Raw genomic sequence first — 12,362 nt, forward strand, 5'->3', positions numbered from 1 at the left:
CCTCGCCCCCTCCCCCGCCGCCCGCGCCCAGGATCCCGCGGCGTCCGGCGTCACCTCCGCCCGCACTCCCCCGCAGCTATGCGCCGGCGTCCCACAGGCCGCACGGCGGGCGCTCCATGGTGACCACGACCTTGCTGATCACCGCCCCGGCCGTGCTGGCCGGCGCCGCCCTCCGTCCCCGTTCGCGCTCCTCGTCCGGTTCCGCCGGGCGCCGTTCCTCGTAGGAGGTCTCCATGTCGCAATGGCTGGTACTGACCATCGCCATGGCCGTAGCCTGCGGCGTCGTCCTGACCATCACCGTCCTCAAGGAGCGCCGGATCAGCGAGGACGACGACCCGTCCGAAACACCCGATGTGATCGAGTATCTGACGATGATGGTGGGGGTGGTGTACGCGATCGTGCTGGGCCTGGCCATCGCCGGTGTCTGGGAGGCCAGAAGCGTGGCCGAGGACACCGTACGGACCGAGGCGCAGGCGCTGCACGAGGTCAGTGTGCGGGCCCGGACCTACCCCGCGCCGGTGCGGGACCGGATCCGCTCGGACGTCGAGGCGTATGTGACGCACGTGGTGCACAAGGAGTGGCCGGTCATGGCCGATCAGGGGGAGCTGACCCAGCGCGGCACCGACCTGCTGGCGAAGGTCCGGGCCGATGTCACCGACTACCACCCGGCCAACGACTTCGAAGGGCAGTCCTACCAGCCGCTCGTCGACCAGGTCGCGGTGGCCGACGGGGCCCGCACCGCCCGTGCGGACGCCGCCGATTCGACGCTGCCGGGCGTGGTGTGGTTCGGGCTGATCACCGGGGGCGCCATCTCCGTGGGCGTGATGTTCACCCTGCAAATCCGGCGTTCGGGGCGGGAGTTGCTGATGGCCGGACTCTTCAGCGCGCTGATCGCCTTCCTGCTGTTCCTCGTCTGGGACTTCGACGCACCGTTCAGCCGCGGTATCTCCGCAGGTGCAGATCCGTTCCTCGACCTGTTCCCGCATCTGTGAGGCGGGGCCCTGCGGGTCGATACCCCGCAGGGCCCTGGCCCGGGCTCATCCCTATGACTCGCCCTGGTCGAACAGATCCGGCTCGCTCCGCGCGATCTGCTGGTACAGCGGCTGGTAGTTGATCCACGCCACCAGGTCGTTGCCCAGCTGCTCGCGGGTGTGGACGGCGTTGTGGTGGTCGATCAGGACCGGTTTGCCGGCGGCCTTCGCGGTCAGCTGCACCTGGCAGGAGCGCTCCATGGTGATGAACCACCACGCCGCCGCGTCCACCGAGTCGCCGACCGTCAGCAGCCCGTGATTGCGCAGGATCACGGCCTTGTGCGGGCCGAGGGCGGCCGCGATCCGGCGGCCCTCCTCCTCGTCCACCACCACACCCGTGTAGTCGTCGAAGAGCGCATGGTCCTCGTAGAACGCGCAGACGTCCTGGGTGATCGGGTCCAGCAGCTCGCCCAGCGAGGACAGCGCCCTGCCGTACGTGGAGTGGCTGTGGGCGGCCGCGATGACGTCGGGGCGGGCCTGGTGGACCTGTGAATGGATCGCGAACGCCGCCTGGTTGACGTGGTAGCGGCCCTCGACGACCTTGCCCTCCGCGTTCACCAGGATCAGATCGCCGACGGTGATGTGCTTGAAGGACATCCCGAAGGGGTTGACCCAGAAGCAGTCGGGGAACTCCGGGTCGCGCGCGGTGATATGTCCCGCCACGCCCTCCTCGAAGCCGAAGCGCCCGAAGAGGCGCAGCGCCGCGACCAGGCGCTCCTTGCGGTGGCGTCGCTCGTCCTCGACGGTCTCGTGCGTCGGCGGCATCGCGAAGTGCAGCTGGTCGGTGGGTATGGGCGTCGGCTCGGGCATCGCGGCTCTCCTCCTGCACATGCGGCTCTTGGTGCTCGATGCGGAAGCTACCTTCCACTACCGCAGGTAACCAGGGCCGCGACGGGGGCGGTTGCGGCTACCGGCATCATGAGGGCACCAGAACGGCACAGAGGGGGCACACCAATGAGAGCCGTATCGGTCAGCAAGGACATCGACGCCACACCGCAGCAGATCTTCGCCGTACTCCGGGACCCGGCCAGGCACGCCGAGCTGGACGGCTCGGGCATGCTGCGCGGCCGCCCCGAGGGGCCCTCGCCGCTGGGCCCGGGCGACCGGTTCAGCATGGGGATGGCGCAGGGCCGGATCGCGTACCGGTCGGTGAATGTCGTGGTGGAGTACGAGAAGGACCGGCTGATCGCCTGGGAGACCTGGGGCGAGGTGCGCGGCCGGCGGCTCGTCGGCGGGCAGCGCTGGCGCTACGAGCTGAGCGCCGACGGCGGGGGCGCCACCCGCGTCACACACACCTACGACTGGTCGCGCGCCCGCTTCCCCCGTCTTGTCATCGAACTCCCCGGCTACCCCAAGCGGATGGGCCCGGCGATGGCCACGACCCTGGAGCGGCTGGCCTCGGCCGTACGGGGCTGAAGCCCGCCCGCGCCCTACTCCGCCGGCCCGTACCCGCTCAGCAGCTCCACACCCCGCAGCAGCGCCGAGTGGTCGAGGCCGCCGTCGCCGCGGGCCACGGCGGAGGCGATGAGCTGGGCCGCGGCGGCGCCGACCGGCAGGGTCGCGCCGACGCTGCGGGCCGCGTCGGTGACGATGCCCATGTCCTTGTGGTGCAGCTCCAGCTTGAAGCCGGGGGTGAAGTCGCGGGCGAGAAGGTTGTCCTTCTTGCGGTTCAGGACGGTGGAGCCGGCCAGTCCGCCGCCCAGGACGTCCAGGGCGGCCCGCAGATCGACGCCGGACTTCTCCAGGAAGACCACGGCCTCCGCGAGGGCCTGGAGATTGACCGCGACGATCAGCTGGTTGGCGGCCTTGACCGTCTGCCCGGCGCCGTGCGGGCCACAGTGCACCACGGTCGTACCGACCGCGTCGAAGACCGGCCGTGCGGCGTCGAAGTCGGCCCGCTCGCCGCCGACCATGATCGACAGTACGCCCTCGACGGCGCCCGCCTCACCGCCCGATACGGGGGCGTCGAGCACCCGGATGCCCTTGTCGGCGGCGGCCCTGGCGAGGTCGACGGAGGTCTGCGGGGTGATCGAGGAGTGGTCGATCAGCAGGGTGCCGGGGCGGGCGTTCTCCAGGATGCCGTCGGGGCCGTACGCGACCGCCTCGACCTGCGGGGACGCCGGGACCATGGTGATCACGACATCCGCGGCCCGGACCGCCTCGGCGATCGACGCGGCCTTGGTGCCGCCGGCGGCGACCAGCGCGGCCGCCCGGCCGGGGCTGCGGTTCCAGCCGAGCACGGTGTGCCCGGCCTTCGCGAGGTTCACCGCCATCGGGCTGCCCATGATGCCGAGTCCGATGAAACCGATCGTGCTCATTGCGCCACACCCTCCATGTTTCCGCATGATGGATCCTGACTGCCACCATACGAAAGTCGTCGACGGAAGTCATCCCGTGAGGCGCGCGCCGCCGCGTGCCTTACCACCGCCCCAGGCGTACCCCGGCACCCCGCTCCCCCGACACGAAAACGCCGCCGCTCAGCAGGCTGAGCGGCGGCGTCGTCAGGCGGTCGGTGGGATCACTCCCACTCGATGGTGCCCGGCGGCTTGCTGGTGACGTCGAGGACGACGCGGTTCACATCGGCGACCTCGTTGGTGATGCGGGTGGAGATCCGCGCCAGCACGTCGTACGGCATCCGGGTCCAGTCCGCGGTCATCGCGTCCTCGGAGGAGACCGGGCGCAGCACGATCGGGTGGCCGTACGTGCGGCCGTCGCCCTGGACGCCGACGCTGCGGACGTCCGCGAGCAGCACCACCGGGCACTGCCAGATCTCGCGGTCCAGACCGGCCGCGGTCAGCTCCTCGCGGGCGATGGCGTCGGCATCGCGCAGCAGGTCCAGGCGCTCCTTGGTGACCTCACCGACGATCCGGATACCCAGGCCGGGGCCGGGGAACGGCTGGCGGTGGACGATCTCGTCCGGCAGGCCGAGCTCGGTGCCGACCATCCGGACCTCGTCCTTGAACAGCTGGCGCAGCGGCTCGACGAGCTCGAACTCGATGTCGTCGGGCAGACCGCCGACATTGTGGTGCGACTTGATGTTGGCGGTGCCGGTGCCGCCGCCGGACTCGACGATGTCCGGGTAGAGCGTGCCCTGGACCAGGAAGGCGACTTCCTCGCCCTCGGCGCCGGCCTCGGCGACCAGCTCGGCCTGGGCCTGCTCGAAGACGCGGATGAACTCGCGGCCGATGATCTTCCGCTTCTGCTCGGGCTCGCTGACGCCGGCGAGCGCGTTCAGGAAGCGCTCCTCGGCCTCGACGACCTTCAGCTGGACGCCGGTGGCGGCCACGAAGTCCTTCTCGACCTGCTCGGACTCGCCCTTGCGCATCAGACCGTGGTCGACGTAGACGCAGGTCAGCTGGTCGCCGATGGCCTTCTGGACGAGGGCGGCGGCCACGGCGGAGTCGACGCCGCCGGACAGCCCGCAGATCGCGCGCTTGGTGCCGACCTGTGCGCGGATCGCGGCGACCTGCTCCTCGACCACGCTGTGGGTGGTCCAGTTCGGCTCGATGCCCGCGCCGCGGTAGAGGAAGTGCTCCAGGACCTGCTGGCCGTGCGTGGAGTGCATGACCTCGGGGTGGTACTGGACGCCGTAGAGCTTCTTCTCGTCGTTCTCGAAGGCGGCGACCGGCACCACGTCCGTGGACGCGGTGACCGTGAAGCCTTCGGGGGCGGCGGAACAGGCGTCACCGTGCGACATCCACACCGACTGCTCGGCGGGGGTGCCCTCGAAGAGGGTGGAGCTGGGACGGGAGACGGTCAGCGGGGTACGGCCGTACTCACGGGCGCCGGTGTTGTCGACGGTGCCACCGAGGGTGGTGGCCATGAGCTGGAAGCCGTAGCACATGCCGAAGACCGGGACACTGGCCTCGAACAGGGAACGGTCAAGGCTGGGGGCGTCCTCGGCATAGACCGACGACGGCCCGCCGGAGAGAATGATCGCCTTGGGGTTCTTGGCGAGCATCTCCGCCACCGGCATGGTGGACGGCACGATCTCGCTGTAGACCCGGGCCTCACGGACGCGGCGGGCGATGAGCTGGGCGTACTGTGCGCCGAAGTCGACTACGAGGACGACGTCCGGGGCAGCGGCAGGGGGCGCTGATGGCACTTCGGCGGCCTTCCGGCGGTGTGGAGCAGGGGTTGGACTTTCGATTCTAACGGGCTCATACTGAGCGCCATGTCCAAGCAGCTGACCTTCGTCTTTACCTATGGCACCGGCCCGTCCGGCTGCCATGGTCGTGCTGCTTGATCCACTGACAAGCATCTTCCCAGGCGCCCCGGGCCGACAAGGTCCGGGGCGTTCTGCATCTGTCCGGACCCGATCATCGGCTCCGGGGCCACCCACCCCAGGAGAGACGGACATGAGCACCGAGACCAGCATCGCCCCCGCCACGGCCACGACCGACGCCCCCGACACCGGCGCCCGGAGCCCGGAGGCGGCCGGGCTCATCACCGACGCACGGCGCCGGATCGACGATCTCGACGGCCGGATCATCGGCCTCGTACAGGAACGGATGGCCGTCTCGGCCGTCATCCAGCGCGAGCGCCTCACCTCCGGCGGGCGGAGGGTGAACCTCTCCCGCGAGATGGAGATCCTCGCCCACTACCGCGACCAGCTCGGCAAGCCGGGCACCGCGCTGGCGATGACGCTGCTGGAGCTCTCGCGGGGCCAGATCTGAGGCAGGGGCGGGACCGCGGATCCGAGGCAGGGACAGGGCCGTGGAGTGGCCGGTTCCGATCGGTGCTCGGTCGGTTTCGGGGAGCGGTCGGGGCGCATGCCACGAGAGTGTGCGCCCGGCGCAGCTGTTCGGTTGCCGACTCACCCGTACGGCGCGTGACCGGCCGCAGCGAGGCTTCGTTGTTCCCGGTGCCACGCCAGCCAGGCGCGGCCTGCAGGACTACGCGTAGACGCCGCCCCACGGGCGGAAAGCCGGAGCGATGAGACGCCGACCGCTTGCCGCGGTCCGCGTCGTGGGACCTCGTTCCGGTGCCGTGGCCGGTCAGCAGGGGACAGCAGCCCGGTCACATCCGATGGGGTGGTCGGTCCTGGGGACGCCCGGGACCGACCGCATCCGGTCGAAACGGTTGCGCCAGGTGAGGCGTATCCAGGACGATGCTTGACGAACGACGTACCGCACTCGGTAGGGACTTTTGCACTGCCATTGGTCCGAACCACCGCGGGTTCCGCACCATCGAGCACCACCCCATAAGCCAGCGGCGCTACCCCCCCCCAGCGCCGCCCGTCGGTGCCGGCGCTGCCCTGACGCCGGCACCGAAAGCCAAGGGCCCCGTGGCCGTCCGCACCCCCCTCGCGGACGGTATCCGGGGCCCTTCGCTGTGGGGGGGCGCACGCCCGGCGCACGGCTTGCGCGCGGTATGCGCTGTGCGTCTGCTTTGTTCCCGCTGTGTGGCAGCTGTGACGGGCGTCACGGGCAGAATTCCGTCCGAGCGAACAACCTTTTTTGGCCATGGCCGGTCATGTACCTGCAATCGCACGGCCATACCGCGCCCCACCGCGACGGCCCGCCACCAACTTGTGCCGGCCAACGGCACTTTGGACCCCGAGAGGTCTTCTCGATGAAGCTTCGCCGTGCCTTGACGGCTGCCGCCGCGACGGCCGTCATAGCCCCCGCCGCCCTCATGGCGGCCCCCGCCGCGTTTGCGACCGGTACCGACGCCGAGTCCACCGTGAGCGCCGAGCCGACCCCGGGCACCCCCGGTTCGGAGCAGACCGACGGCACCGCCACGCAGCCGGCGACCCCGGACGCCGGTGACGAGACCGCACCGGGCGACACCACGCCGGGCGACGACACCAAGCCCGGCGAGGAGACCGGGAACGGTGACGGCGCCACGCCGACCGCCCCGGCCACCCCGAGCGGCGACACCAAGCCCAGCGGCACCCCGAAGCCCACCACCACGGCCAAGCCCACCGAGCCGGGCGACCCCGGGGACGAGCCGGAGTGCAAGGTCGACGACGCCGCCATCAAGGTCACCGTCGCCAACCTGCCCTCCAAGCTCGTCGCGGGCGGCGGCTGGAAGGGCTTCAGCGTGAAGCTGGCCAACACCACGGACCAGACGCTGGACGAGGTCTACCCGGTCATCTACGCGGTGCCGACCGAGGACATGGACCACCCCAAGTCGCAGCTGGACCTGGAGTACCAGAACCCGGACACCGGCAAGTGGACCTCGTTCGACGAGTGGACCGACGGCCAGTACTTCGGCTGGTTCCAGCTCGACGCGCACCAGACCGCCGAGCTCAAGATGCGGATCCGCGCCGACAAGGGCGCCAAGGCCGGTGACGGCTTCGCACTGGTCGCGGGCGACTACCAGAACAAGGACGGCTCCTGCGGCTGGGCCGAGGAGCAGTGGTACGACTTCACGATCCTGCCCGCCAGCAGCAACCCGGGTGACATCCCGCCGGCCAAGCCCGGCAAGCCCGGCAACAAGCCCGGTACGCAGGGCGGCGAGAAGCCGGTCAACAACACCAAGCCGAAGGGCGGCATGGACAAGCTGCCGGTGACCGGCAACCTCGCCGAGACCGGTGCGTCCTCCGCGCTGCCGACCATCGGCATCGTGGGCGGTGTCGCCATGGTCGTGGGCGCCGGCGCGATCTTCGTCGTCCGCCGTCGTAAGACGGACGGTGCGGCCGCCGCGTAACGGCAGCCGCAGATGAGGAGGGCCGCACCGGGATCGGTGCGGCCCTTCGTCGTGTCCGTCTGCCGGGCGTAACTGCCGTAGCAGGTGCGGGACTTCTCGTCCTATGTGAGGGACTTCTTCGGCGGCACCGGCGGGACGGCCAGGAACGGCAGATTCAGCGCGCCGAACGCCTTCGCGGGGACGGCCGGGCGGACCGGCTCGACCGGCGCCAGCCGCTGATACCCCTGGCTCTGGGCCGGACGCGGGTCCGCCTCGCCCTTGTTGGGCCACAGCGACATCGCGCGCTCGGCCTGTGCGGTGATGGTCAGGGACGGGTTGACGCCGAGGTTGGCGGAGACCGCGGCGCCGTCGACGACCGAGATGCCCGGGTGGCCGTAGAGCCGGTGGTACGGGTCGATCACGCCATGGTCGGCGTCCTCGCCGATCGGGCAGCCGCCCAGGAAGTGCGCGGTCAGCGGCGTGCCCATCAGTTCGCCGACATTGCTGCCGGCGAAGCCGTTGATCTCCTGCGCGAGCAGGGTGGCCGCCTCGGTCGCCTCGGGGATCTGCTCGGGGTTGGGGGCGCCATGGCCCTGGCGGGCGGTGAGCAGGCCCTTTCCTATGCCGTCCGGCTTGCGGTAGGTCGTCAGGGAGTTGTCCAGCGACTGCATCACCAGGCCGATGATGGTGCGCTCGGACCAGCGGCGGTTGGAGAGCGAACGCATCAGCAGCAGCGGGTGCCGTACGCAGTTCGCGGCCCATCGGGTGGCACGCGAGCCGCGGCCGCCGACCGGCACCTGGAGGATGGACAGCGCGCCCATCGCGTTCGAGCCCTTGCCGTAACGGACCGGTTCGATATGGGTGTGGGCGTCGGGGTGGATGGACGAGGTGATCGCGACCCCGCGGGTGAAGTCGGCCTTGGTGCCGTGCCGCTTGCGGTAGCGGCGGTTGTCGGTCTGCGCGCCGACCAGCGCCTCGGAGTTCGTCCGGGTCAGCTCGCCGAGCCGGGCGGAGATGCCGGGGAGCAGTCCGCCGTCCTTCATCTTGTGCAGCAGGGTCTGGGTGCCGTAGGTGCCGGCGGCGATCACGACCCGGCGGGCGGTGAAGGTGCGTCCCCGGCCCTTGCGCTTGTTGTCGGTGGGGAGGGTGGCAAGGGCGAAGCCGCCGCGCGAGTCCTCGGTGACGGTGACGACCGAGGTCATCGGGTGGATGACGGCACCGGCCTGCTCGGCGAGGTGGAGATAGTTCTCGTTGAGGGTGTTCTTGGCGCCGTGCCGGCAGCCGGTCATGCACTCGCCGCACTCCGTACAGGCCTTGCGGGCGGGTCCCTTGCCGCCGAAGTACGGGTCGGGGACCTCGGTGCCCGGCGCCGTCCTCGCACTGCCGTCGGCGTCCTTGCCGTCCCCGAAGAAGACTCCGACCGGGGCGAGATGGAAGGAGTCGCCGACGCCCATCTTCTCGGCGGTCTCCTTGAGGTGGACGTCGGAGGGCGTCATCGTCGGGTTGAGCCGCACCCCCAGCATCCGTTTGGCCTGGTCGTAGTAGGGCGCCAGCTCCGCGTGCCAGTCGGTGATGTGGCCCCACTGCTGGTCCTCGAAGAACTGCTTCGGGGGCACATAGAGGGTGTTGGCGTAGTTGAGCGAGCCGCCGCCGACGCCGGCGCCCGCGAGCACCATGACCTTGCCGAGCAGATGCACCCGCTGGATGCCGTAGCAGCCGAGCGCCGGGGCCCACAGATAGTTGCGGATGTCCCAGGAGTTCTTTGGCAGCGTCTGCCGGGTGAAGCGGCGGCCGGCTTCGAGGACGCCGACGCGATAGCCCTTCTCGGTCAGCCGCAGCGCGGAGACCGAGCCGCCGAAGCCGGAGCCGACGACGATGACGTCATAGTCATAGCCGTCGTCCTGGGCGTCGTGCGCATCGTGGGCGTCCCGGTCGCCGTCCCGGTCCTGATCCCGGGCAGAGTTCTCCTGGGGCACTGGCTCTCCCTGCTGATCTTTTAGCGGAGTCGGAACGCCTTCATCACGCGCAGGCTGCGGGTCATGAACTGTGCGTACTTCTCATCGGTCATCCCGAAGGACGGTGCGAGCGGCATCAGCCGCTGCTGGGCGACGGTCTGCGCCTCGGTGAACTTGAGGATGCCCTCGGAGCCGTGCCGGCGGCCCAGGCCCGAGTCGCCCATGCCTCCCATCGGGGACTGCACGCTGCCGTAGCCGGCGGCGTAGGACTCATTGACGTTGACGGTGCCGGTACGCAGCCGGGCGGCGACCGCGCGGCCGCGGCGGCCGTCCTTGGTCCAGACGCTGGAATTCAGGCCGTACGGCGTGGCGTTGGCGAGCGCCACCGCCTCGTCCTCGTCGCGGAAGCGGTAGATGGAGACGACCGGGCCGAAGGTCTCCTCGCCGCAGACCGCCATCGGGGCCTGGACGCCGTCGAGGATGGTCGGCTCGTAGAAGAGCGGGCCGATGTCGGGGCGGGGGCGGCCGCCGGCGACCAGCTCGGCGCCCTTGGCGACGGCCTCCTCGACATGGCGGGTGACGGTCTCCATCTGGCGCTCGCCGACCAGGGAGCCCATGTCGGCGCCGTAGGCGAGGGCGTTGCCGAGCCGCATCGCCTTCGTACGGGCGGCGAACCGCTGGACGAAGTCGTCGGCGATGGATTCATGGACGTACAGCCGCTCGATGGAGATGCACAGCTGGCCGGCGGAGGAGAAGCAGCCGCGGATCGCTCCGGAGGCGGCCTTCTCCACATCGGCGTCATGGAGCACCAACATGGCGTTCTTGCCGCCGAGTTCGAGGGAGACGCCGACCAGGCGGGCGGCGGCGCCCTGGGCGACCTCGCGGCCCGTACGGGTCGAGCCGGTGAAGGAGACATAGTCGGCGTGCTCGACGACGGCGGGGCCGACGACCGGGCCCTCGCCGATCACGACCTGCCAGACATCCTCCGGCAGCCCGGCCTCGATGAGCTGCTCACGGGCCCACAGCGCGGTCAGCGCGGTCTCCGTGTCGGGCTTCATCACGACGGCGTTGCCCGCGACGAAGGCCGGCAGGGCGTCGCCGACGGAGAGTTCGAAGGGGTAGTTCCAGGGAGCGATCTGCCCGACGACGCCGCGGGGCTGGCGGAGCTCGGTGACCTTGGTGAGGGTCGGCACGACGCCGGTGTGGCCCTTGGGCCTGAGGTAGGCGGGGGCCTTGCGGCCGTAGTGGCGGGCAGCGACGGCCACCGCCTGCACCTCCTCATGAGCGTGCAGCCGCGCCTTGCCCGTCTCCAGCTGGATCAGGTCGAGCACCTCGGCCTGGCGGCGCAGCACCAGGTCGTGGAAGCGGAGCAGGACCGCGGCGCGCTGCTTGACCGGGACCTTGGCCCAGCGCTCCTGGGCGGCGCGGGCGCGTTCGAAGGCGGTGGCGACGTCCTCGGGGGTGGACTCCGGCAGGTCGGCCAGCTTCTCCCCGGTGAACGGGGTGTGGTTGGCGGTGCGGCCTCGGCCGACCACACCGCGGGTGAGCCGGGCGGCGACCTCGGGGGTGACCACGTCCGCGGCGGTGCGGGTGCCTGCCGGGGAGGCCGCGACCGGGTTGCCGTCGGCGGGCGCCGTGGTGGGCGCGGCGGCTTCGGGGGCCTCGGGGGCTTCCGCCGTGGCGGCTTCGGCGTCGGCGGGGGCCTCGTCGGCGGCGATGGGGGCACCTCCCACGCGAGCGGAGTCGAGCGTGGGGGAGGTTCCGGTGTCCTGCGGGTCCGTCATGCGGGCGAGCGTATTCCTCCCCCGGCGCTTTGTGTACCCGGCAGTAATGAGTTTTCACGCGGCGCGCACAATCGTGCCAGTGTTCGCTGGCCGCAAGGGGCCTGGTCTGGGACGACCGGAGGGGCCCGCGCTCACGTCCCGGTCAGCCGGAACGCGTCGAGCGCGGTGTCGAAGTGGCGCTTGGCCTCGGTTTGCGAGCCGAGCGGGGAGGAGATCCACACATCGATCATCCTGCCGCTCTCGTCCCAGCTGAGGTCGTAGGTGTAGCGCGGGCCGCCGTCCTGCGCGCTGCCGTTCCAGACGAACTCCCAGAGACCGGCCTGGAGTCCGTTGTGGGTGGTCTCGGTGACCTGGTTCTGGCGGTAGCCGCGGTAGTTGGCGGGACCCTCGGCGTCCGCCGTGCGCATCGCGCCGATCGGCCCCTGCGGCACCCGCTTCTGCAACTGGACGCCGATCCGGAACCGCTTGCCCTGGGAGTAGTAGTAGACCCGGTCGTTCTCGTACGACCGGGTGAAGCCCTCCGGTACGGCGAGCGCGAAGCCGGCCGGGTCGCGGACGAAGCGGTAGCCGGCCGGGACCCGGGCGGTGCCGCCCGGGGAGGGCGACGCGGTGACCTCGGCGGTCGGGTGCGCTGCGCCGTGGCGGCCGCCCCCGGTCGGCTTCGCGTCCGAGGCCTGCTGGGACCGGCTCGGGCGGCCGTTCCGGCCGCTGTCGTCGTCGGTGCCGCTCCCGTTCATCAGGAGGGCCGCGATACCCGCTCCCGCGCCGCCGATCACCACCGCCGCGAGCGCGACCAGCAGGACGGTGCGGGTACGGCCGGTGTGCGGGCGGGCCGCCGCGGCCAGCGCCCGGTCGTCGAGCGCGTCGCGGATCGGCATGCCCGGGGTGCGGCCGCCCGTACGGCCACCGGGCCGTCCGGCGCCATGTCCGACGGGCGGACGGCCGGGTACGGCCGGGGC

Annotated in this window: 10 protein-coding genes and 1 pseudogene; 4 read left to right on the forward strand and 7 right to left on the reverse strand. The window is 71.1% G+C overall.

The genetic code is table 11. The features are described from left to right. Positions 1–76: 76 nt before the first annotated feature. The gene (locus DY245_RS44435; protein ID WP_181923719.1) at positions 77–235 is read right to left on the reverse strand and encodes a hypothetical protein; all 159 of its coding nucleotides are present in this window, start codon (positions 233–235) and stop codon (positions 77–79) included. Between DY245_RS44435 and DY245_RS16795 the strand changes: the two genes are divergently transcribed. Beyond that, positions 234–992 (forward strand): bestrophin-like domain, encoded by a 759-nt coding sequence (locus DY245_RS16795; RefSeq protein ID WP_128508067.1) that lies wholly within the window; start codon positions 234–236, stop codon positions 990–992. The two genes, DY245_RS44435 and DY245_RS16795, sit on opposite strands and share 2 nt — an antisense overlap. A 51-nt stretch (positions 993–1,043) precedes the next feature. Here DY245_RS16795 and DY245_RS16800 read toward each other — a convergent pair whose 3' ends face one another. After that, positions 1,044–1,841, reverse strand: a complete 798-nt coding sequence (locus tag DY245_RS16800) for a class II aldolase/adducin family protein (RefSeq protein ID WP_128508068.1) — start codon at positions 1,839–1,841, stop codon at positions 1,044–1,046. Positions 1,842–1,985: 144 nt separating this feature from the next. Here DY245_RS16800 and DY245_RS16805 point away from each other — a divergent pair, with 144 nt between their 5' ends. After that, positions 1,986–2,447 carry an SRPBCC family protein gene (locus tag DY245_RS16805; RefSeq protein ID WP_128508069.1) on the forward strand — a complete coding sequence of 154 codons (462 nt, stop codon included), beginning with the start codon at positions 1,986–1,988 and terminating at the stop codon, positions 2,445–2,447. 14 nt (positions 2,448–2,461) lie between these two features. Here the strand turns inward: DY245_RS16805 and DY245_RS16810 are convergent, their stop codons facing one another. Beyond that, the gene (locus DY245_RS16810; RefSeq protein WP_181923720.1) at positions 2,462–3,349 is read right to left on the reverse strand and encodes a 2-hydroxy-3-oxopropionate reductase; all 888 of its coding nucleotides are present in this window, start codon (positions 3,347–3,349) and stop codon (positions 2,462–2,464) included. A 200-nt stretch (positions 3,350–3,549) separates the two neighbouring features. Then, a complete protein-coding gene (guaA, locus tag DY245_RS16815) occupies positions 3,550–5,136 on the reverse strand; it encodes a glutamine-hydrolyzing GMP synthase (RefSeq protein ID WP_128508071.1) in 1,587 nt (528 codons plus the stop codon). 253 nt (positions 5,137–5,389) lie between these two features. Here guaA and DY245_RS16820 point away from each other — a divergent pair, with 253 nt between their 5' ends. Beyond that, the gene (locus DY245_RS16820; protein WP_128508072.1) at positions 5,390–5,707 is read left to right on the forward strand and encodes a chorismate mutase; all 318 of its coding nucleotides are present in this window, start codon (positions 5,390–5,392) and stop codon (positions 5,705–5,707) included. A gap of 898 nt (positions 5,708–6,605) precedes the next feature. Beyond that, the gene (locus DY245_RS16825; RefSeq protein ID WP_128508073.1) at positions 6,606–7,685 is read left to right on the forward strand and encodes an LAETG motif-containing sortase-dependent surface protein; all 1,080 of its coding nucleotides are present in this window, start codon (positions 6,606–6,608) and stop codon (positions 7,683–7,685) included. A gap of 101 nt (positions 7,686–7,786) precedes the next feature. On the opposite strand, the gene DY245_RS16830 is transcribed toward DY245_RS16825, so the two are convergent. The 3 genes and pseudogenes from DY245_RS16830 to DY245_RS16840 all read right to left on the reverse strand — a co-directional run. After that, positions 7,787–9,640, reverse strand: a complete 1,854-nt coding sequence (locus DY245_RS16830; RefSeq protein ID WP_128508074.1) for a GMC oxidoreductase — start codon at positions 9,638–9,640, stop codon at positions 7,787–7,789. A gap of 20 nt (positions 9,641–9,660) precedes the next feature. Beyond that, positions 9,661–11,403 (reverse strand): succinic semialdehyde dehydrogenase, encoded by a 1,743-nt coding sequence (locus DY245_RS16835; protein WP_128508075.1) that lies wholly within the window; start codon positions 11,401–11,403, stop codon positions 9,661–9,663. Positions 11,404–11,534: 131 nt separating this feature from the next. Further along, positions 11,535–12,362: pseudogene (locus tag DY245_RS16840) on the reverse strand (serine/threonine protein kinase); the annotation flags it as partial.

It is taken from the genome of Streptomyces inhibens (assembly GCF_003389455.1).
In the GTDB taxonomy this organism is placed as follows: Bacteria; Actinomycetota; Actinomycetes; order Streptomycetales; family Streptomycetaceae; genus Streptomyces; species Streptomyces inhibens.

What these genes read in the sequence shown, in the direction of transcription:
- DY245_RS16795 (WP_128508067.1), top strand. Translation starts at nt 234, where the DNA reads ATGTCGCAATGGCTGGTACTGACCATCGCCATGGCCGTAGCCTGCGGC.
- DY245_RS44435 (WP_181923719.1), bottom strand. Translation starts at nt 235, where the DNA reads ATGGAGACCTCCTACGAGGAACGGCGCCCGGCGGAACCGGACGAGGAG.
- DY245_RS16800 (WP_128508068.1), bottom strand. Translation starts at nt 1,841, where the DNA reads ATGCCCGAGCCGACGCCCATACCCACCGACCAGCTGCACTTCGCGATG.
- DY245_RS16805 (WP_128508069.1), top strand. Translation starts at nt 1,986, where the DNA reads ATGAGAGCCGTATCGGTCAGCAAGGACATCGACGCCACACCGCAGCAG.
- DY245_RS16810 (WP_181923720.1), bottom strand. Translation starts at nt 3,349, where the DNA reads ATGAGCACGATCGGTTTCATCGGACTCGGCATCATGGGCAGCCCGATG.
- DY245_RS16820 (WP_128508072.1), top strand. Translation starts at nt 5,390, where the DNA reads ATGAGCACCGAGACCAGCATCGCCCCCGCCACGGCCACGACCGACGCC.
- DY245_RS16825 (WP_128508073.1), top strand. Translation starts at nt 6,606, where the DNA reads ATGAAGCTTCGCCGTGCCTTGACGGCTGCCGCCGCGACGGCCGTCATA.
- DY245_RS16835 (WP_128508075.1), bottom strand. Translation starts at nt 11,403, where the DNA reads ATGACGGACCCGCAGGACACCGGAACCTCCCCCACGCTCGACTCCGCT.